Source organism: Desulfosoma profundi, assembly GCF_055387865.1.
This window is the reverse complement of the sequence record NZ_AP042420.1, coordinates 1,377,923-1,396,802: the sequence shown is the minus strand read 5'-3', so window position 1 is coordinate 1,396,802 and position 18,880 is coordinate 1,377,923. Positions and strand designations below refer to the sequence as shown.

The 18,880-nt window shown below is 57.2% G+C and carries 20 protein-coding genes; 19 read left to right on the top strand and 1 reads right to left on the bottom strand.

The annotated features are described in order from the left end of the window. Nucleotides 1–11 precede the first annotated feature (11 nt). The 16 genes from ACZ5K9_RS06050 (at nucleotide 12) to ACZ5K9_RS05975 (ending at nucleotide 13,508) form a co-directional block, all read left to right on the top strand. Nucleotides 12–1,508, top strand: coding sequence for a multiheme c-type cytochrome (locus tag ACZ5K9_RS06050; RefSeq protein ID WP_464273528.1), 1,497 nt, complete (start codon nucleotides 12–14; stop codon nucleotides 1,506–1,508). Between the two features lie 4 nt (nucleotides 1,509–1,512). Continuing rightward, nucleotides 1,513–2,094 carry a redoxin domain-containing protein gene (locus ACZ5K9_RS06045; protein ID WP_464273527.1) on the top strand — a complete coding sequence of 194 codons (582 nt, stop codon included), beginning with the start codon at nucleotides 1,513–1,515 and terminating at the stop codon, nucleotides 2,092–2,094. Between the two features lie 374 nt (nucleotides 2,095–2,468). Next, the gene (locus tag ACZ5K9_RS06040) at nucleotides 2,469–2,999 is read left to right on the top strand and encodes a peroxiredoxin (RefSeq protein WP_464273933.1); all 531 of its coding nucleotides are present in this window, start codon (nucleotides 2,469–2,471) and stop codon (nucleotides 2,997–2,999) included. A gap of 61 nt (nucleotides 3,000–3,060) precedes the next feature. After that, on the top strand, nucleotides 3,061–3,408 hold the full coding sequence (locus ACZ5K9_RS06035; RefSeq protein ID WP_464273526.1) for a cytoplasmic protein: 348 nt from the start codon (nucleotides 3,061–3,063) through the stop codon (nucleotides 3,406–3,408). Between the two features lie 17 nt (nucleotides 3,409–3,425). Then, the gene (locus ACZ5K9_RS06030) at nucleotides 3,426–3,614 is read left to right on the top strand and encodes a hypothetical protein (protein ID WP_464273525.1); all 189 of its coding nucleotides are present in this window, start codon (nucleotides 3,426–3,428) and stop codon (nucleotides 3,612–3,614) included. A gap of 21 nt (nucleotides 3,615–3,635) precedes the next feature. Further along, nucleotides 3,636–4,085 carry a flavodoxin domain-containing protein gene (locus ACZ5K9_RS06025; protein WP_464273524.1) on the top strand — a complete coding sequence of 150 codons (450 nt, stop codon included), beginning with the start codon at nucleotides 3,636–3,638 and terminating at the stop codon, nucleotides 4,083–4,085. A 311-nt stretch (nucleotides 4,086–4,396) separates the two neighbouring features. Then, nucleotides 4,397–6,463 carry a thioredoxin domain-containing protein gene (locus tag ACZ5K9_RS06020; RefSeq protein ID WP_464273523.1) on the top strand — a complete coding sequence of 689 codons (2,067 nt, stop codon included), beginning with the start codon at nucleotides 4,397–4,399 and terminating at the stop codon, nucleotides 6,461–6,463. Between the two features lie 30 nt (nucleotides 6,464–6,493). Then, nucleotides 6,494–7,003 (top strand): hypothetical protein, encoded by a 510-nt coding sequence (locus ACZ5K9_RS06015; protein ID WP_464273522.1) that lies wholly within the window; start codon nucleotides 6,494–6,496, stop codon nucleotides 7,001–7,003. Nucleotides 7,004–7,187: 184 nt separating this feature from the next. Continuing rightward, a complete protein-coding gene (locus tag ACZ5K9_RS06010) occupies nucleotides 7,188–8,684 on the top strand; it encodes a SagB/ThcOx family dehydrogenase (protein WP_464273521.1) in 1,497 nt (498 codons plus the stop codon). Nucleotides 8,685–8,690: 6 nt separating this feature from the next. Next, nucleotides 8,691–8,924, top strand: a complete 234-nt coding sequence (locus tag ACZ5K9_RS06005) for a hypothetical protein (RefSeq protein WP_464273520.1) — start codon at nucleotides 8,691–8,693, stop codon at nucleotides 8,922–8,924. A 69-nt stretch (nucleotides 8,925–8,993) separates the two neighbouring features. Next, entirely contained in the window at nucleotides 8,994–9,194 is a 201-nt protein-coding gene (locus ACZ5K9_RS06000; protein WP_464273519.1) for a heavy-metal-associated domain-containing protein, read from the top strand. A 7-nt stretch (nucleotides 9,195–9,201) separates the two neighbouring features. Further along, a complete protein-coding gene (locus ACZ5K9_RS05995; protein WP_464273518.1) occupies nucleotides 9,202–11,517 on the top strand; it encodes a heavy metal translocating P-type ATPase in 2,316 nt (771 codons plus the stop codon). Between the two features lie 106 nt (nucleotides 11,518–11,623). Then, complete coding sequence (gene rd, locus ACZ5K9_RS05990) at nucleotides 11,624–11,782, top strand: rubredoxin (protein WP_464273517.1); 159 nt, start codon at nucleotides 11,624–11,626, stop codon at nucleotides 11,780–11,782. Between the two features lie 36 nt (nucleotides 11,783–11,818). After that, nucleotides 11,819–12,313, top strand: a complete 495-nt coding sequence (locus tag ACZ5K9_RS05985) for a ferritin-like domain-containing protein (protein ID WP_464273516.1) — start codon at nucleotides 11,819–11,821, stop codon at nucleotides 12,311–12,313. Between the two features lie 266 nt (nucleotides 12,314–12,579). Next, entirely contained in the window at nucleotides 12,580–12,786 is a 207-nt protein-coding gene (locus ACZ5K9_RS05980) for a ferredoxin (RefSeq protein ID WP_464273515.1), read from the top strand. Next, a complete protein-coding gene (locus ACZ5K9_RS05975) occupies nucleotides 12,783–13,508 on the top strand; it encodes a DVU0298 family protein (RefSeq protein WP_464273514.1) in 726 nt (241 codons plus the stop codon). The genes ACZ5K9_RS05980 and ACZ5K9_RS05975 overlap by 4 nt, the downstream gene beginning before the upstream one ends. On the opposite strand, the gene ACZ5K9_RS05970 is transcribed toward ACZ5K9_RS05975, so the two are convergent. After that, complete coding sequence (locus tag ACZ5K9_RS05970; RefSeq protein WP_464273513.1) at nucleotides 13,483–15,870, bottom strand: PAS domain-containing sensor histidine kinase; 2,388 nt, start codon at nucleotides 15,868–15,870, stop codon at nucleotides 13,483–13,485. The genes ACZ5K9_RS05975 and ACZ5K9_RS05970 overlap by 26 nt on opposite strands. 173 nt (nucleotides 15,871–16,043) lie before the next feature. Between ACZ5K9_RS05970 and ACZ5K9_RS05965 the strand changes: the two genes are divergently transcribed. From ACZ5K9_RS05965 to ACZ5K9_RS05955, 3 genes are read left to right on the top strand one after another with little or no spacing between them, the layout of a single operon-like run. Then, nucleotides 16,044–16,622, top strand: a complete 579-nt coding sequence (locus ACZ5K9_RS05965; RefSeq protein WP_464273512.1) for a chemotaxis protein CheW — start codon at nucleotides 16,044–16,046, stop codon at nucleotides 16,620–16,622. 41 nt (nucleotides 16,623–16,663) lie between these two features. After that, on the top strand, nucleotides 16,664–18,334 hold the full coding sequence (locus tag ACZ5K9_RS05960) for a CheR family methyltransferase (protein ID WP_464273511.1): 1,671 nt from the start codon (nucleotides 16,664–16,666) through the stop codon (nucleotides 18,332–18,334). Continuing rightward, entirely contained in the window at nucleotides 18,331–18,858 is a 528-nt protein-coding gene (locus ACZ5K9_RS05955; RefSeq protein ID WP_464273510.1) for a chemotaxis protein CheW, read from the top strand. Before ACZ5K9_RS05960 ends, ACZ5K9_RS05955 begins: the two co-directional genes overlap by 4 nt. The last annotated feature ends 22 nt before the right edge of the window (nucleotides 18,859–18,880 follow it).

Here is an 18,880-nt window from a genome sequence, read left to right as displayed (position 1 = left end):
GAGGATCTTTGGTGAAAACGCCGCACTTTGCGCTCGGTCTCGGACTGGGGTTGATTCTCTGTGGGGCTTTTCCTTTTGGCCTCTGTGCAGCGCCGCACAGTGCCGACACGCAGGAATGCCTGGCTTGTCATGAACAAGCCACCCCGGGGATCGTCTCAGATTGGCAGCGGAGCCGCCACGCCCAGATCACGCCTTCCGAGGCCATGGCCGTAAATCCTTTGTCTCGCAAGGTGAGTTCCTCTGACGTCCCCGAAGATCTCAAAGGCCACACGGTGGGGTGTGCGGAATGCCATACGCGGCGTGCCGACGCCCATAAAGATACAGTGGACCACAATGGGTACAGGATATACGTGGTGGTCAGCCCCCAGGACTGCCGCACCTGCCACCAAGAGGAGGTAGGACAATATCAGCAGAACCTCATGGCTCACGCTCATGACAATCTTATGAAAAACCCCCTGTATCTCCAGATGGCCGGCGCCGTCAACAGCCTACAGGTTTTGGAGGAGGGTTCCCTCAAGGCCACGGAGCCCATGCCCCACACCATCGGCGATTCCTGCCTGAGCTGTCACGGGACGGCCGTGCACGTTCAGGGAATCGTCTCTCGGAGTACAGATTTTGGTGACATGGATTTTCCCGTGCTCACCGGTTGGCCGAACGTGGGGGTTGGCCGCTTGAACCCGGACGGGTCCAACGGGTCGTGCGCTTCATGCCACGTCCGTCACGGCTTTTCCATCGAGGTGGCCAGAAAACCGGAAACATGCAGCCAATGCCACAAAGGGCCTGATGTTCCGGCCTACAAGGTTTACGGCGTGAGTAAACACGGCAATCTTTATGGATCCCTCAAGGACAAGTGGAACTTCTCCAACGTGCCGTGGGTGGTCGGAAGGGATATCAACGCCCCGACGTGTGCCACATGCCATGTGAGCCTGGTGGTGGACGAATTGAACAATGTGGTGGCAAAACGCTCCCATGCCATGAACGACCGCCTTCCGTGGCGCATCTTTGGCCTTGTGTACGCTCATCCGCATCCCCGGGATCCGCAGACCTTTACCTTCACGAGTGCGGACGGACTCCCCTTGCCCACCAATCTGGACGGATCGTGGGTGAGGCAAGGTGTGATCGGTAAGGAAGAACAAGACGCTCGGCGGAAAACCTTGCAGGGCGTGTGCCTGGCGTGCCATGGGACCCACTGGGTGCGGGGCCATTGGGAACGGTTTGAAAAGACGATCGAAGAGACCAACCGGATGACCCAGACGGCGACGGCCCTCATGACTCAAGCGTGGAAGGAAAAGCGGGCCAAAGGCCTTCCGGATAATCCCTTTGACGAACCGCTGGAGAAACGGTGGGTGGAGCAGTGGTTGTTTTTCGCCAATAGCATTCGGTTTTCGTCGGCCATGATGGGTGCCGATTACGGAGTTTTTGACAACGGGCGATGGTACCAGTCCAAAGGGCTTCGGGAGATGGAACGGGTCAAGAGCATTCTACCGCCTGGGCATCACGGGAGGTGATTTCATGTGCCGACGGAAGCGCTTAGTTTTATTTATTTTGCTCGTCGCCATGTCCTTGGCGCCGGGATTTGGGCGTTTGGCAAAGGTGCGTGCGGAATCAGGGATCCCCAATGTGGGTGGGAAATTTCCTTCCATCGCTTTGGCGGCGCCGAAGGATCCGGCCATGAGAACTTACCTGGGTATCGGCGATGCCCAGACATTTACTGTCGACCAAGTGGACGCGGACGTGGTCGTGGTGGAAATCTTCAGCATGTATTGCCCTTACTGCCAAAAGGAAGCGCCAACGGTCAACGCGTTCTATGAACTGGTCCAGAAAAGAAACCGTCCCGGAAAAACGTTAAAAATTTTGGGCATCGGCGCGGGAAACTCCCCCGTCGAGGTGGACGTTTTCGCCAGGAAGTACAACGTCCCATTTCCGCTGATTCCAGACACGGACTACACCGTGCACCAGACCTTGGGGCAGGTGCGCACGCCTCATTTCATTGCGATTCAAAGGGGAGCTGACGGAGCGCGTAAAGTCATCTATTCGCAACCTGGAACTTTCGGGACCCCTGAAGATTTCTACCGACGCCTTATGGGCCCCTAGAGATGGGGCTCTGAGAAGACGCCGTGGAGAGATGGGACGCCGGAGCATTCCGAGCAGCGACCAGGGGGCATTCCTTCCCGGGGACACGATGGGCCAGGACCCGGGGTGGTGTCGTCGAACCGATGCTCATGATGGAACACCGGGCGGGAGGAGGTTTCCCGGACAGGAGATGGCCGCTCCGATGCCGCGAGGTATTTTCAGATCACCTCGAAGCCATTCACAGAGGGCATAGACAACCGGCCGCCCCCATGGGCGGAGCACGCGGACGGCAAAGGACCCGAATAATGAGAAAAGACCTTATTTTTTGGCTTCATATTGTGAGTGCCGTGAGCCTGGCCACTTTGAGCTTCCCTCAGGTTCCGCCCGTGCACGCAATGTCTGAAGCTTTTCAAGGCAAGATTTACGTCCCCGGCGCTCTGAAGCCCGTGGATTCTCAATTGAAGGTCCGCCTCGGAGACCCGGCCCCGGATTTTACCCTCCCGTCCGTTAAGGGTGAGAAAGTGCAGTTGTCCCAGTTTCGAGGGCGGAAAAACGTGGTTTTGTCTTTCGTTCCGGCTGCGTGGACTCCGGTGTGTTCGGACCAATGGCCGGGTTACAACATCACGCAAGACCTCTTCGAAGCCCACGAGGCGATTCTTCTCGGCATCACTGTAGACAATATTCCCACCCTGTTTGCCTGGACTCAGGAAATGGGTGGGGTGTGGTTCCCTGTCTTATCGGATTTTTGGCCCCACGGAGCTGTGGCGGCACAATATGGAGTGTTGCGGTCGGACGGGATGACCGAGCGGGCCACCTTCATTATCGACAAGCAAGGGGTCATCCGATTTATTGATGTCCACGATATCAACGAAAGACCTCCCCTGGACATGATTCTCAGAGAATTGGAGAAGCTGAAAAAGCCTTAAAGGGTCCAATGGAGTGCGTCGGATAATCGGCTGACGGTCTCAGGAGCAAGGGAGCCCTCGAGTGAACAAAGTTCTCTTATGTGCGTTTAATGGGGAAATCATGTGTTTTGTCCATGTGCTGCTGAATGCGCTGGATTTTGCCGGGCGGGGGCATGAAACCGCCGTGGTGGTGGAAGGGGCGGCCGTGAAGGCGGTGGCCGAGATCGCGATGCCGGATCATGCCATACACGGTCTTTACGCGGAAGTGAAGACGGCGGGGCTCATCCACGGGGCCTGTCGGGCGTGTTCGGCCAAATTCGGCGTGGTGGATGCCATGGAAAAAGAGGGTTTGACGCTGCTCGCTGACATGAAAGGTCATGCGAGCCTTGCGAGGTACGTGGACTTAGGGTTTCAGGTGATCACTTTTTGAGAGGAGGAGGGTGAGACATGACCAAGAAAAGGTATACGGTGCGGGGGCAGTGTCCACAGTGCGCGTGCGGTGATGTGACGTTTTTGGGTCCGGAAAAACTGAGGGAGAAATACATCGGTCCGGAAGAGGAGATGGAGATTCTATGCCCGACGTGCGGGACCAAGCACAAGGGCAAAGTGGTTCAAGTGGAAGAGGTCAAGGAATAAAAGCCGAAAAGGAGATGGCTTGTGGCCAAGGCCCTTGTCATTTACGCGACACGCACGAACCAAACCAAAGGAATTGGGGAGCTCATCGCGGAAGGCATGCGCGATGCGGGCCTCGAGGTGACCGTGCTGGGGGTTCAGGAGTTCGAAAGGGCGGAGCTGAACCCTGAGGATTTTGAAGCCATTGTTTTGGGGTCGGCGACCTACCATGGCGAGATGATGCAGCCCATGAAGACCTTTCTCTTCAAGCTGGAACAATACAATTTGAAGGGAAAAGTCGGTGGGGCCTTCGGGGCGTTCGGGTGGAGCGGGGAAGCTCCAGGGCGCATATTCGAGACCATGAAGAACATCTATCAGATGAATATGGTGAGCGGTCCACTGAAACTCAAGTCCGGAGCCCTAAGCGGCGGGGGACAAATGGCGCGGCGCTATGGGCAGGAGATCGCCCACAAGCTGATGGCCGGCGCCTCCTGACCATCTGAAAGGTGGTGTGGTTTTCAAGAAGTCTCCACGTTGGTCAATGAGGCGAAGATGTTACGTGAACAACACTTTTGAAAAGAAAGGAGCCCATCATGACAACGCCGAGACATTGTCCTGGTTTTGAACAGTTCAAAGACCTTCGTTCCTTTATTTGTAAGTGCGATGGCTGCGGGACCGAAAAAGAAATCTTCTCCGACGAGTTCGACAAGAAACATATTTGCTCAAAATGTGGGAACCCCATTGACTTTACGAAATGCACCGTATACGCCGGCGGACAGGACGAGACGCCGCGATAAGGACTCTGCATGGCTAACAAACTGGCCGGGGAGAAAAGCCCCTATCTGTTGCAGCACGCCGAAAACCCCGTGGACTGGTATCCTTGGGGCGAAGAGGCTTTTGCCAGGGCGCGGCACGAAGACAAGCCGGTGTTCCTGAGCATCGGATATGCCACATGCCATTGGTGCCATGTGATGGCTCATGAATCCTTTGAGGATGATGAAGTTGCGCGATACCTCAACGAGCATTTCATTTCCATCAAGGTGGATCGGGAAGAGCGCCCTGACATCGACGGCGTCTACATGAGTGTCTGTCAGGTGATTTCCGGTCATGGGGGGTGGCCGTTGTCTGTCTTCCTGACGCCGGAAGGCCTTCCGTTTTTCGCCGGCACCTACTTTCCCAAGACAGCGCGTATGGGCATGCCCGGCTTCATGGATCTTTTGCGGGAGATCGTTCGGTTGTGGCGTGAGGAGCGGGCCAAATTGACCGAGACGGGCCAAAAGATCCGTGAGGTGCTCCTGCGGGCATCCCAGGGGGAAGAGTCGTTTTTGGACGAAGGGGATCTGGACCGTGCGTTCAATCAACTTCGAGGGGCTTTCGACCCGAGGTGGGGCGGATTCGGGGAGGCCCCCAAGTTTCCCACCCCGCACCAGTTGACCTTCTTGCTTCGCTACCATGCGCGCACAGGCAATCCTGCGGCTTTGGGCATGGTAGAGGAAACCCTCATGGCCATGCGTCAGGGGGGCATTTTCGATCAACTCGGCTATGGGTTTCATCGCTACTCTGTGGATGCCCGGTGGCTGGTGCCCCACTTCGAGAAGATGCTCTACGACCAGGCCCTCCTGGCCATGGCCTACGTGGAGACCTTTCAAGCCACAGGGAAGGCTTTTTATGCCCATGTGGCTCGGGAAATCTTTGAATACGTCCTCAGGGATATGACCGATCCGGATGGAGGAGGCTTCTATTCGGCGGAGGACGCGGATACAGAAGGTGAGGAAGGGCTGTTTTACACGTGGAGGCCGGAAGAGATCCGTGCGGTATTGCCAGAAGACGAGGCGCGCCTGGTTTGTCGCTACTTCGGCGTGACGGAAAAGGGGAACTTTGAAGGCGGCCGCAGTGTTCTTCACATCTTCGAAGACCCGGAACTTCTGGCGCAACAGTTCTCCATGACGGTGGAGGACGTCCTGAATCTTTTGGAAAAAAGCCGGCGGCTGCTCTTCTTGCACCGAAACACCCGCCCAAGACCTTTGAAGGACGACAAAATCCTCACCGCATGGAACGGCCTGATGGCGGCCGCCTTGGCCATGGGGTTCCGAGTCCTTGAAGAACCCCGGTATTTGGAAGCCGCAGCGAAGGCAGTGCAGTTTGTCTGGGACACCCTGCGGGATGCGCACGGCCGCCTCTTTCGCCGTTTTCGGGCAGGTCATGTGGCCTACCCCGGTTACTTGGATGACTACGCCTGTCTAGGGTGGGCGTTACTGGATCTCTTTGAGGCATCTTTCGATCCGGCATATCTGGAGAAAGCCCTTGGTGTTCACGAAGCGATGCTGGATCTTTTTTGGAATAAAGAAAAAGGCGGATTCGATTTCACTGCCAAGGATGCAGAACAGCTCATCATCCGAGAACGTGAAATTTACGACGGGGCGGTGCCATCCGGGAATTCCGTGGCCTTGACCTCTTTGGCACGGCTTGCGCAGATTACCGGGGATCCGCGCTGGGAGAAGGCGGCGGACGGTGTCGTGCGATCCTTTGCACACGAAGTCAAACAGTACCCTCGAGCCTACACCCAGTTTCTCAACGGTGTGGATCGGCTGTTGGGACCCGGATGTGAAGTCGTGTTGGTTGGGCCCGTCCAGGAGCCTGAGGGGCAAACCATGCTGAGTGAAGCCAAGCGGGGTTTTCGGCCCCGTACAGTCGTCATGGTCAAGCCCGTGGAGGAAACGCCCAAGGCCGTTTTCGAAAGGCTGATTCCGTTTTCGGCGTCCATGGAGGCCATCCACGGCCGGATGACAGCGTATGTGTGCCAAGGCCGACGCTGTGATCGGCCGACTACGGACCTCAAGGAATTTGCGGCCCTTCTTAAAGAGGCGCGGTGAAAAAAAGGAGGGGATGAGAAAGGAGTGGTCATGAGTCCCAACCAAGCGGTCATCAAAGTGTTCGAATACGCGCTCAACCAGGAAGAAACGGGAAAACTTTTTTTTCAAACCGCCCTGCACCGTTTGGGAATTGGAGCGGCGGTGAGCGCCTTCAAGAGGCTCATCGCAGAAGAAGAAAAACACATCGCTTTCATCAGCCGGATTCTGGACGAGCTGCGCCAGGGCAAGGAAGTGGATCCCGGGCAGCTTCAGGATCTCATCCTGGAACCGACGGACTATTTCGATGAGCGGGCAAAGAGAGAGTTTCTGGAAGAGTGCGTGAAAGGGTCCATGGTTCCAGATGTGACCGTGTTCAACACGGCATGGCTTATCGAAAAGGACCTGAGCGAGTTCTACGCCAACATGGCCCAAAAGGCTGCCGGCAAAGTCAAAGATGCTCTGTCCATGCTTTCCCGATGGGAACACCAACACGAGATGTTTTTCAGGCAATTTCGCGACAAGCTCAGCGAAGCCTATGCCCAGATGCCATGGGGCGGATGATGCCGGAGGAGAGTCTGCCTCTGATGGGCTTGTCTTGATCCCCTCGCTTTCGCAAGCGTTGAAGCAACGGATACGGGGGTGATTGCCATGAGGTGGACGGGCGCGGCGCCCAAGACCCCAACGGGGTAAAAGATTCGGACGCCCTTTGTGGCCGGCTGAGGCTGGAGGAAGGACGCACGTGGGGATGAGCGATTTCCGGTATCATGAGAAAACCGTGTACCGGCGAGGAGCCTTGGGAGGAGGGTTCCTGAACTGGAACAGTCGCCCAGAGGTGTTCAAGACTTACCGCGGGCTGCCGTCGGTGACTCTTGCAGCAGAGATCCAGGGGGGGCACAAGCCCTTTTTCCAGGTGCTGTGGGAGCATCCCCAGGCGGGTTCTCCAGAGCTCGATGTCAAAAAACTCAGCCGGATCCTTCATTTGACCTACGGAATCACGGCCCGGAGCGGGCAAGGTCCCGATGCCTTTTTCTTCCGGTCGGTGCCTTCAGCTGGGGCCCTTTACCCTTGCGAAGTCTATGTCGCCGTCCAAGACGTGTCCGGCGTCGAGGATGGCCTTTACCACCATGACCTCGCCCGGAATCGATTGGTGCGGCTGCGTTTCGGGCGGTTCCTCCCCTCGACGGGAGCGTGGGGCGCGGCATTTTTCATCACGACTCTTTTTTACCGCAGTTCGTGGAAATATCGGGATCGAGCCTATCGCTACTGTTTACTGGATGCAGGGCATCTGGTGGAAAACGCTCTGCTGGTCCTTAAATCGGAAGGACTGGAGCCCCACCTTTTCGACCTCTTTGCCGACAAGGACGTGAACGCCTTCTTAGGGGTCGATCCTCAAAAAGAAGCCTGCGTGGCTGTGATATGTGTTCCCCGTGAAGTGTCCTGGAGCTCTTCTCCGGACCTGGGGGGACCGCAGGAATTTCATGGGCTTGAAGCGGTGTCCCGGGTCGATCCGGTGCAACCGGAAGCCTGCGCCATGAGCCTCTCGGATGTGGTGCCTCGGGATATCTTGGACGCTCATCGGGCCACCGAGCTCGGTGTGTTGGGCACCCTCAAAGGGAAATCCATCGCGGGGCAGGATACCGTTGCGAGGGATGGGATGGAGGCCGAGGGGATGAGAATCCCGCGCCCTGAAAACGTCCCTGAAAGCCTGTCCTTTGAAGAGACCATTCGGCGCCGACGATCTCATCGCAACTATGTCTCGAGTGCGGTGTCCGGTCCCATATGGAAGGCCTTGTGGAACAGCCTCGATCTTCAGCCCGCTTTGTGCTCTTCTCTGGAACTGTTCATTGCCTGCGGTGGAACCGAGGGATTGCCGGCCGGCATCTACTCTTGGAATGCCGCCGAGGGGGAGGCCCGAATCGTCCAGACCGGGGATTTCCGAAGAGCTTCGACGCGGGCATGCCTCGATCAGGAATGGCTTCGGCAGGCTCTCTTTCATTTCGCATGGGCTGTGAGATGGGAAACCGTCTTCAGCCGCCACGGGCCCCGAGGGTATCGTTCCGCCATGTTGGATGCCGGTCGTCTAGGGCAGAGGGTTTATTTGGCTTCTACGGCACTCGGTTTGGGATGTTGTGGGATCGGCGCTTTTTATGACGAGGAACTGCGGGATGTTTTTCAACTGAGGCCAGGCTGCGATGTGCTCTATCTCACGGCTGCGGGACCTGTCAAAAAACTGAGGAGTTGATGAGCTGTGGATCGGTTCGAGTATTCCATTACCAAGCACCCGGCGGAGACGTTTCGAGAAACCGTGTATTTCTGCACCGAACAAGGCACGTGCAGCGTGGAAGACGTGCCGGTGGATCAGGTGCGTTTCTTGGAGAATCTGTTAAACGAACGGGGCAAGCAAGGCTGGGAATTGGTCCAGTTGGCTTTCGGCAGAAACGGTGTGCTGGCCTTTTGGAAGCGACGGATGGTGGACGGGTAAAAAACCATCTTGAGGACGTCAAAAGAACTTTTCCGGTTCAGGTGACAGTGTGCAAGGAAGGCTCACGACATGACGCAAACGTTGAAGATTAAAGGGATGTCCTGCGGGCACTGTGCGAAGGCGGTGGAGAAAGCTTTGGGAGAGCTCCCGGAGGTCCAAAGGGTTCAGGTGGATTTGGCGGCCGGAACGGCCACAGTGGAATCGTCCGCTGCGTTGGATATGGAGCTTGTTCGGCAAAAAATCCACAAGGCAGGATACGAACTCATTTGAGCGCGCCATGGCAGATCGACAGGAGACCGGTGGGGAACTTTCGCAGAGTCGGCAATCCAGCGGCAAGACCATCATTTCCATTGGCGGCATGAGCTGTGCGGCGTGCGTGCGCCGGGTGGAAAATGTTCTGAAAGACCTGCCTGGGGTGTCGGACGTGGTGGTCAACTTGGCGACGGGGAAAGCCGTGCTTGTGCACGGGGACGGACTTCCCGATCCAGAGGCCATCCGGCGGGTGCTTTCGGAGGCGGGATACGAATCCTTGGGGGTGGTGGAGGAAGACCGGCGGGACGACCCTTTGGAAGTGCGGCGCCGCCAAGAAATGGGCGATTTGAGGCGCCGAGTGGTTGTGGGATGTGGGCTTTCGGTGGTGGTCATGGCGCTTTCCATGAGAGCCCATGTCCCGGGACTGAGTCGCCTCCCGGCGCATGTTGCCGATGGCCTTTTGATCCTGCTGACAACCCCCGCGGTTTTCTGGGTCGGGAGCCGCTTTTTTGAGGGCGCCTGGAAAGCGCTCCGGCAAAAAACCTCGGACATGAACACCCTGGTCGCCGTGGGTGCCCTATCTGCCTATGTGTACTCCGTGGCGGCCGTCCTGATTCCTTCATTTTTCTCAAAATCTGGTGTCCACCCGCACGTGTATTTCGATAGTGCCGCCATGATCGTCGCTTTGGTTCTTCTCGGACGGTTGTTGGAGGCTCGCGCCCGAGGGAAGACGTCTCGAGCTATTCAGAGACTGCTGGAGTTGAAGCCGACGACGGCATGCCTCATCCGGGATGGTGAGGAAAAGATCGTTCCCATTGAGGCTGTGCAGGCCGGTGATGTCCTTCGCATTCGCCCAGGGGAGCGCATTCCGGTGGACGGGGAATTGGTGGAAGGCACCTCGACGGTGGATGAATCCATGCTCACCGGAGAAAGCCTCCCCGTGGACAAGGTGCCCGGAGACCGGGTGTTTGCCGGCACCGTCAACGGGTTTGGAGCCATGACTGTGCGGGCGACCCGGGTCGGAGCTGACACGTCTTTGTCGCGCATCATCCGCCTGGTGGAAGAAGCTCAAGGGTCGAAGGCTCCGATCCAGCGACTGGCGGACCGGGTGGCCGCGGTCTTCGTCCCTGTGGTGATGGCTATCGCCGTCCTGACGTTTGCGGTCTGGGCCTTTGCGGTGCCGGGATCCGACTGGGGCAGGGCGGTACTCAATTTTGTCTCGGTACTTATCATTGCCTGTCCCTGTGCCATGGGACTGGCGACCCCGACGGCCGTGATGGTGGGGACAGGGTTAGGGGCTGAACTCGGCATCCTCATCAAGAGCGGCGAAACTTTGGAAAAAGCCCATAAAGTGGACATGGTGCTCTTCGACAAAACCGGCACGCTCACTCGGGGTCGTCCGGAAGTGACCGATGTCATGGGAGTGGCGGGGATGGCTCCAAGGGACGTGTTGAAGCTCGCCGCATCCTTGGAGGCCGCTTCTGAACATCCATTGGGACGCGCGATTGTGGACCAGGCCGATCGTGAAGGGGTTTTGGGGGATGAGGTCTATGGCTTTGAGGCCATTTCCGGACTTGGAGCCAAGGGGGTTGTGGGCGGGCATGTCGTCATGGTGGGCAATCGGCGTCTGCTTGCGGAGCACGGTGTCGATTTGGGAAATCTCGAGCCTCACGCCGACACATGGGTTCGCGAAGGCAAGACCATTGTCTATGTTGTTCGGGACTTCGTGACCGTCGGCATGGTGGCTCTGCGGGATAACCCCAGAGATTCTGCCCGGGAGGGAGTCCAAGCCCTGAAGGGATTGGGGGTTCGGGTGGGCATGATTACGGGCGACAACCCAGAGACGGCCCGCGCTGTGGCGGCCCTTGTGGGAATCGACGACGTGGCGGCGGAAGTGCTCCCGGAACGCAAGGCAGAGGTTGTGCGCGATGCCCAGCGTCAGGGGCATGTCACTGCCATGGTGGGGGACGGAATCAACGACGCGCCGGCCTTGGCGGCCGCCGATGTGGGGATTGCCATGGGAAGTGGGACGGATGTGGCCGTGGAAGCCGGCGATATTGCCCTCATGCGCCCCGACATCCGCTTGGTGGCCGAAGCCATGGTCCTGTCGCGCCTTACACTGAGGACCATCCGGCAAAACCTGTTTTGGGCTTTTTTTTACAATTCGGCAGGCATTCCCATAGCCGCAGGTCTCCTGTACCCCATATTCGGCATTCTCCTTAATCCCATGGTGGCCGCGGCGGCCATGGCCTTCAGTTCCGTGTCGGTGGTGGGCAACGCGTTGCGATTGCGCCGCTTGTGGGAAAAACACCGGGCAAGCGTTGCAATCCAAGGGAAATGAATTATAGTGAGCCGATATGAGGCTATTCGTTGCGCGGTTGAGCGCGGTGTTGCGCTGAAAAGTGCGGTCTTGAACATCAATGACACTGACAGAAAAGGAGGATTTTATGGCTCGTTATGTATGTCAAATCTGCGGCTATATCTATGATCCTCAAAAGGGCGATCCTGATAACGGTGTGGCCCCGGGCACGCCGTTCGAAAAACTTCCCGACGACTGGACATGCCCGGTCTGCGGGGCGTCGAAGAGCGATTTCGCCAAAGAATAAATTTTCGGCAGGGAAGACGTTTCAAGGAGAAACTTCATGATCTTCGGATTCAATGCCGCGGAAGTCTTCCAGATTGCGGTAGAGATTGAGGAAAACGGCAGAGCCTTTTATGAAAAGGCTTCAGAGAAAATCAACGACGCCGAAGTGCAAGCTATTTTCAAGGAGTTGGCCCTCCAGGAAGTGGAACATAAAAAGAAATTCATGGAATTGAAAGCGTCGCTGCCGTCGCAGGCATCGGCAGCTACGGTCTTTGACCCGAATAACGAACTTGCCCACTACTTGAAAATGATGGCCGACGGCCATGTGTTTCGGAAAAGTGAAAGTGTGGACGAGAAGATCGCTCAGGTGAAGGACGCGGTGGATGCTCTGCGCATGGCTATGGAGTTTGAAAAAGACTCGGTGATCTTCTTTCTCAGTATGCAAGATGCCACAGAAGAGGAAAAAGGGCGGCGATTCATCGGGCTTCTGGTGAAGGAAGAGCAGGAACATCTCAGGCGGCTGGCTCTTCAATTGAAGAAGATGACGCATTAGGCGCCGGCGAAGGAATGCCCGGGCCTTGGGACCTGAGCTCCCGGCCGCTCGGAGTTCCTGTCGCGCATCAATGTCCACCGGATCCACGTGACGTGCGGGAACATCCTCCTTCTTGGAAACAAGATGGCCCCCAAGACAAGCGGCCCTCCATAGGCGAGTGGCAGGCCGGATCTTCATGGATCCGGCCTTTTTACTCAGTGGGACTCGAGGACGCATGGCCCGATAAACCGAAAAGCGTCTCTGGTGTCAAAGGAGCCGAACTGAAGATGCGTCGACCTGTAGTGGACCTCAGCGGCTGTGTGGACTGTGACGGGTGCGTCAGCCTCTGTCCTGAAGTGTTTGTCCGAAATGAGGCGGGATATATCGAGGTGCAGGAGTGCGAGGTCTATCCCGAAGCGTTGGTGGACGAAGTCATCATGATGTGCCCGTCGGATTGCATCTTTTGGGAAGAAGATGAGGAGTCCGCATTGTGAGCGCGGTTGAAAGGCGAGGGCAAATCCACAAAAAACGGGTGGAGGAGCTGCTGCTCGACCCCGATTTTGCCGTGAAGACCCACCTGTGGCGTTCATTTCCCGCGAGAAAGGTCATCAATCCCCTTTTATCGTTTTTATGCGCCACAGACGAAACCCTGCGATGGCATGCCGTGACGGCGGCCGGGATCGTCACAGCGTCTTTGGCGGAAAAGGAACCGGAATCAGCTCGGGTGATCGTCCGTCGGTTCCTTTGGCAGGTCAACGAGGAATCCGGAGGCATCGGCTGGGGGATTCCGGAAGCGCTCGGGGAGTCTTTGGCTCGAAGCCGAATGTTGGCCCAGGAATACGGCCGACTTTTGCTCGCCTTTGTCCGGGAGGACGAAAACTATTTGGAGCACCCGCCCTTGCTGGCCGGGGCTTTATGGGGTCTGGCCCGTGTGGTCAACGCGCATCCCGATCTCCTCAAAGAAAGCGCTCTGGATTTTTCCGCCTACGCCGATCATCCCACCCCTCTGTTTCGGGCCTTGGCCTTATGGGGTTTGACCGCCGTCGGCGACGCTTCGAGTTTCGCTCGGCTGGAGGTCCTGGCGACGGATACGACGCCGGTGCGGCTGTACCGCGACGAATGTTTTCATCCAACGACCGTGGCCGCGTTAGCCCAAGAAGCTCGGTGTGCCATACGTGCCCGGGCGGGTGTCAGCTCGTCTCCAGGGGCAGCCTGATAATAAAGGTTGTGCCTCGGCCCTCCTCGGTTTCGAAGGTCAACTCGCCCTTGTGTTTCTCGACCACAACGCTGTGACAGATGGCCAGGCCTTGACCGGTCCCTTTCCCCACTTCCTTGGTGGTGAAGAAGGGATCGAAGATCCGATGCCGAATCTTTTCCGGAATGCCGGTGCCGGTGTCGCTTATGCGGATCTCGCACCAATCGTCCACCACCCGCGTCTTCACAGTGATGGTGCCTTTGGCCCCGGGCCGTTCCCGAATGGCATCCTTGATGGCATGGGCGGCGTTGACGACGATGTTGAGAAAGACCTGGTTCACTTCGCCGGGGAGGCATGGCACCGGCGGCAAATGGGGATCCATGTCGGTAATGACATCGGCGACGTATTTCCATTCGTTTCGGGCGACCGTCAGGGTGTTTTCCAGGGCCTTGTTGATGTCGGTGGGAACTCTCTCGTCTTGTCCTGGATGGGAAAACTCCTTCATGGCTAGCACGATTTTGGCCACCCTCGCGACGCCTTCCAGGGTCTGCTGGATCGCCTTGGGGATTTCCGCCTTGAGATATTCCAAATCAATGGCCTCGGCCGTCTCTTCAGCTTCGCGCACCGCTTCGGCAAGGTTTTCCACCTCCCGAGCCTGTGCCAATATTTCTTGGTGCTTTTCTAAAAGTTCCGCCAGGTCTTGAAAAGCCTCCTGGAGGAACCGTGAATTGTCGCCGATGAACTGCACGGGCGTATTGATTTCATGAGCAATGCCTGCGGCCAGCTGTCCGATGGATTCCAATTTTTGCGCCTGCGCCAACTGGGCCTCGAGCAGCTTCTTATGGGTGATTTCAGCCCCCATCAGGAGAAACCCGATCTGATCCTCGTGGTTCAATCCGATGGGGTTGATGGTCAAACCAAGGAAGCCCGGCTGGCCGTCGGGGCGCGTATAGCGAAGGTCGTCCACCCGCTGAGGCTTTTTCTTCCGTCGGCACAACTCCATGGCCGATCGCAGCCGCTCCCATTGCCATTCGATGGGAAGCTGGGAAAAGGGGCTGTGGAGCACCTCCGAAGCCCGTACACCGAGGACGTTTTCTGCCACGCTGTTCCATCGGATCACCCTTTCCTGGGGATCCAGCCCGATGAGAACGGACGAAATGGCCGAAACCAGCTGTTCCAACTCCCAATGGGCTTTTCGGACTTGTTCTTCGACTTTTTTAAGGGCGGTGATATCGTGGGCGACAGTGATGCATCCGGCCTGAGCCCCGAGGCCGTCGAAAATAGGGGCGTTGGTGACGCGAAAATAGCTCCCCAAATGTTCGTTGTAGACCTCATGCTCCATAGGACCTCCGCCATGGCCGATGGTATCCTGAAGACACTTGGGGCATTTTTCAGCGTGCCCGTGGATGACTTCCCAGCAAAAGCGATCGATGATCTTTTCTCGAGGTAAACCGATCCGGCGGGCCAATGCGGCATTGACTTTGGTGATACGTAAATCTTTGTTGGTCACACAGATGAGGGCAGGCACGGCATCAAAGGTTCGTTCCCATTCTTCTTGCGCTCGCTGGAGGGCCTCTCTGCCCTTCTTGCGTTCCGTGATATCAAAGAGAACCCCTGAGAAAGAATCGAATTTCCGGTCTGAGGTGAAGACAACGCGGCCTCGATCCTGAATCCATCGAGTTTGCCCGGAAGCATCGATAATCCGGTATTCCCGAATATATGCCCCGTCTCGGCTCAGAGCCTCCTTCACAGTGGTGATCACGTTAGGGATGTCGTCTGGAACGATGCATTCGATCCAACGTTTCTGCCCCGAGAGGAACACCTCGGGCGGATAGCCTGTGACGTCTCGAATCTGTTTGGAAACATAGACAATCGTCCAGTCTTTGAGGCCCTTGTAGACGACGCAGGGCAGATTCTCGACCAAGGCCGCGTAATCTTGTTGCTGCTGTTGGAGTTGGCGTGTTCTTCGCTCGACCAGCTTTTCCAGGTCCTCGCGATACCGGCGGTGTGCGATCTCCAGTTCCCGCCTTCGCAGGGCCCCCTCCACATCGATCCGTAAGGCGGCGATATCGAAGGGTTTAATAATATAGCCATAGACGCCCACATCGAACGCCTTATGGAAGACGGCTGGGTCGTCCAGGACAGAAAGAATGAGAGTCGCCGTATCGGGATACTCTTGAACGACGAATGCAATGAAATCCATGCCCCATTCTCCGGGCATGTTCAGGTCGGAGAGGACAAGGTCGAACGTCTTTTCCTTCAACAGGGCTCGGCCGGCGGCGGCGTCCGGCGCACTGATGCATTCATGGCCGAAGCTTGTCAGTGCGGCGCAAACCAAATGACGGATGGCGGCTTCGTCGTCCACCACAAGGATGCGTGCCATGGTTTTCACCCCTTTTGCGGCCTCCATGAAAAATGACCTGAAAATCCCACGCATTTGTTCAATCGGCAGCATTCATGTCCGACTTGAAAAATGCCGATCTCCAGAATGAATGACCCCGACGAGGTGTTTGAAACACCTCAGACCGACAACATCGAAACTGGAAATGGGGGCCTATGAAGCAGGAAGATTACGTGGTTTTCGACATTGAAGGGCAATGGTGTGCGGTGCCCTTGGCAGCGGTCCATCGGATTGTCCGGGCGGCGGCGGTGGCACCGGTGCCCTATGGCCCCGCGGGACTCTTGGGCGTACTGAACCTTCACGGCGGTCTCGTCCCAATTTTCGACCTGAGGTTCTTTTTCGGTCGAGCGGGAAAGCCCCTGTCCCCTGCCGATCGTTTTCTCATTGTCAACAACGGCGCAGGGCAAGTGGGCATCTGGACCGACGCGGTCCAGTGCATCGGTTCCATCGAAGTGGAAGGCAATGTCCCGTGCGGGCAAATTTTCGAGCAACACCGCGGGCCGTTTTGTGGGGTGGGGAAGTGGGATGGAAACACGGTCTTGATCGTCAAAACAGAATCTCTCGGCAGATCTTGGGAGAGTTTCGCTGACGGCGTGAAGAACAACGGCCAAGGTCTCAAGGAAATGCCACCGCATTGCTCGCCTTGGGTTTTCGCTTCCCGGGGCCTCCAGCCTCACGAGCCTCGATGCCATGGTGCCATGACGGCGGGGCTGTTGGCTGATACCGGCGAATAGCGTTTTCTTCTAACTTGTTCGGTTTGCCGAGGGCAGCGCACATGGATGTGATTCATGAAGTGGTACGGTGGGCAGAGGAACACCTTGGCTTCTTCTGCGATGATTCGGCACATGCCGAAATGCGCCGGAAATTGACCTCAGCCGCAAGAGAGAAGGGTTTTGAAGATGGTGCAACTTTCGCCCGTCATTTTTTTCAGGAACTTTCATCCGAAGAGCGGATCCGCGTGTTGGCGCCCCTTCTGACGGTTGGTGAAACGTATTTCTTCCGAGAGCACGAAGCGCTGCAAGCTTTTGTGGACGAGGCCCTACCGGAAATCCTTCAGTATCGGCAAAATTGCAACGACCGAAGGATTCGTTTGTGGAGCGCAGGATGCAGCACGGGGGAGGAAGCCTATACAGTGGCGATGATCATGACGGAAGCCTTGCGGGGGCATCCTGCCGGAGGTTTTTCTCTTCTCGCTACAGACGTCAATGAAAAAGCCCTGGAAACGGCACGCGACGGTCGGTACCGTCCCTGGTCCATTCGTAATCCTGTGCCGGCCCGTTACGCCTCACATTTCATCCAGGACGGTGGCGGAACAATCCGAGTGCGAGAGGAACTCAAAGACCGCATTCGTTTCGAGGCGCTGAACCTCATGGCTGGAGGTTACCCGTCACCTCTGAACGGGACGTGGGATCTCGATGTCATCTTCTGTCGAAACGTCCTCATGTACTTTCACTCCCGGGGCCGCCGAGAGGTCTTGAGTCGCTTCTACCGCAGCTTGCGGGAGGGCGGATGGCTGCTCCTCAGTCCTTCGGAGATTCATGTGGCCGATCCAACTTTCTGGGAAACGGTCCGCACCCCACAAGCCATTCTTTTGCGGAAAAGATCCCCAAATGTGCAATCGGAAGAAATGTCCAGAAATGGCCTCGTATGGGGGCGGATGGATCCTGCGGCGATGATGTCGACGCCGGCGGAGTCCGGCCGAGAAGGCCATCGCGCGCCAGTTCTAGCGACATTGCCGGGTCCGCGGAGCACCCCACGCCTTTTTAAGGGACCGGCATTCCACGATCTGCGGGCTCCTTCCGCATCCCGTCCATTCGAAGGATCGCTCGGTTGTCAGCCTGAGAGGGGCGTGGCCTGTTTCGGCAAAGCATCTTCGGTTTCCATGCCAGGACGTTCGCTTCCGCACGCATTGGCAGAGGATGCCGCGGCCGAATTTTCTCGCCTGGTTTCTCTGGGATTGTTAGAGGAAGCGGGGCATTTCGCCGAAAGACTCCTGAGAGAACCACAGGAGAACATTCAAGGTTTTCGAGACACCTTGCTTTCTCTGATTCAGGCCTTGGTGAGCCGATCTGAGGCGGAAAAGGCGTTACGTCTCATCGATGCCGCCTTGACCGTCCACAAGTTTGACCCGGCTCTTTATCATCTGAAAGGAGCGATCCATGCCGACCGGGGGGATCTGGGAGTCGCTGCGGCTGCTTATCGACAAATGCTCTATGTGGCCCCCGAATCCCCGCTGGCCATGTTTTCCCTGGCGATGATCTGCCGACGGGAGGGCCAGAACGATGCCGCGCGCCGCTACCTGGATGGCGCTAAGAAAGCCTTGCAGTCTCAACAGGAGAAAGACGAACTGCCTTTCAGCGAGGGTTTATCCGTCGGTCATCTGCGCCGCATGATTGAAAAGTGCTTAGAGACGCTCGATGCCAATGGGCGGGAGGAGACGCTGTGAGCGACGGTGAGGATAAAGATCGCAGCATCTTGGAAGACCGAGCCCGGGAGCTGGCCAAACCGCTGGAGGAGCAGGTTCAGCAGCAGGGGCACGATGTGGTGGTCTTTGATCTCGGCGGGGAGCGTTACGCGGTAGAATCGGCGGTGGTGCGTGAGATTCGACGGCTCGGCGCCGTGACGCCCCTTCCAGGAATCCCATCATTTGTCTTGGGGATTGTCAATGTGCGTGGGGAAATTCTTTCCGTTCTCGACTTGGCAAAAATCCTGAATTTGCCCGAAAGGCCACCCACCGAATCGGCCTACATGCTGGTACTGACCGATGGAAGTATGACTTTCGCCATCACAGTTCACGGACTCCGAGGCACAGAGCGACTTTCCCTCGATGGACTGCAACCCGCTCCTGGGGCCGAGGATGGCATAGCAAAAAAAATCATCCGAGGCGTACGGCCGGACCGCCTCATTGTCATAGACGGTCGCGCCCTCCTGTCGGAAAAAGCGCTGATCGTGGGTTACCACGAGAAGTAGTTGTCTTGGGCCTTCGGGCGAG

Coding starts and splice junctions, on each gene's coding strand:
- ACZ5K9_RS06045 (WP_464273527.1), top strand. CDS start 1,513: ATGTGCCGACGGAAGCGCTTAGTTTTATTTATTTTGCTCGTCGCCATG.
- ACZ5K9_RS06040 (WP_464273933.1), top strand. CDS start 2,469: ATGTCTGAAGCTTTTCAAGGCAAGATTTACGTCCCCGGCGCTCTGAAG.
- ACZ5K9_RS06030 (WP_464273525.1), top strand. CDS start 3,426: ATGACCAAGAAAAGGTATACGGTGCGGGGGCAGTGTCCACAGTGCGCG.
- ACZ5K9_RS06020 (WP_464273523.1), top strand. CDS start 4,397: ATGGCTAACAAACTGGCCGGGGAGAAAAGCCCCTATCTGTTGCAGCAC.
- ACZ5K9_RS06015 (WP_464273522.1), top strand. CDS start 6,494: ATGAGTCCCAACCAAGCGGTCATCAAAGTGTTCGAATACGCGCTCAAC.
- ACZ5K9_RS06010 (WP_464273521.1), top strand. CDS start 7,188: ATGAGCGATTTCCGGTATCATGAGAAAACCGTGTACCGGCGAGGAGCC.
- ACZ5K9_RS06000 (WP_464273519.1), top strand. CDS start 8,994: ATGACGCAAACGTTGAAGATTAAAGGGATGTCCTGCGGGCACTGTGCG.
- ACZ5K9_RS05995 (WP_464273518.1), top strand. CDS start 9,202: ATGGCAGATCGACAGGAGACCGGTGGGGAACTTTCGCAGAGTCGGCAA.
- rd (WP_464273517.1), top strand. CDS start 11,624: ATGGCTCGTTATGTATGTCAAATCTGCGGCTATATCTATGATCCTCAA.
- ACZ5K9_RS05985 (WP_464273516.1), top strand. CDS start 11,819: ATGATCTTCGGATTCAATGCCGCGGAAGTCTTCCAGATTGCGGTAGAG.
- ACZ5K9_RS05980 (WP_464273515.1), top strand. CDS start 12,580: ATGCGTCGACCTGTAGTGGACCTCAGCGGCTGTGTGGACTGTGACGGG.
- ACZ5K9_RS05970 (WP_464273513.1), bottom strand. CDS start 15,870: ATGGCACGCATCCTTGTGGTGGACGACGAAGCCGCCATCCGTCATTTG.
- ACZ5K9_RS05965 (WP_464273512.1), top strand. CDS start 16,044: ATGAAGCAGGAAGATTACGTGGTTTTCGACATTGAAGGGCAATGGTGT.
- ACZ5K9_RS05960 (WP_464273511.1), top strand. CDS start 16,664: ATGGATGTGATTCATGAAGTGGTACGGTGGGCAGAGGAACACCTTGGC.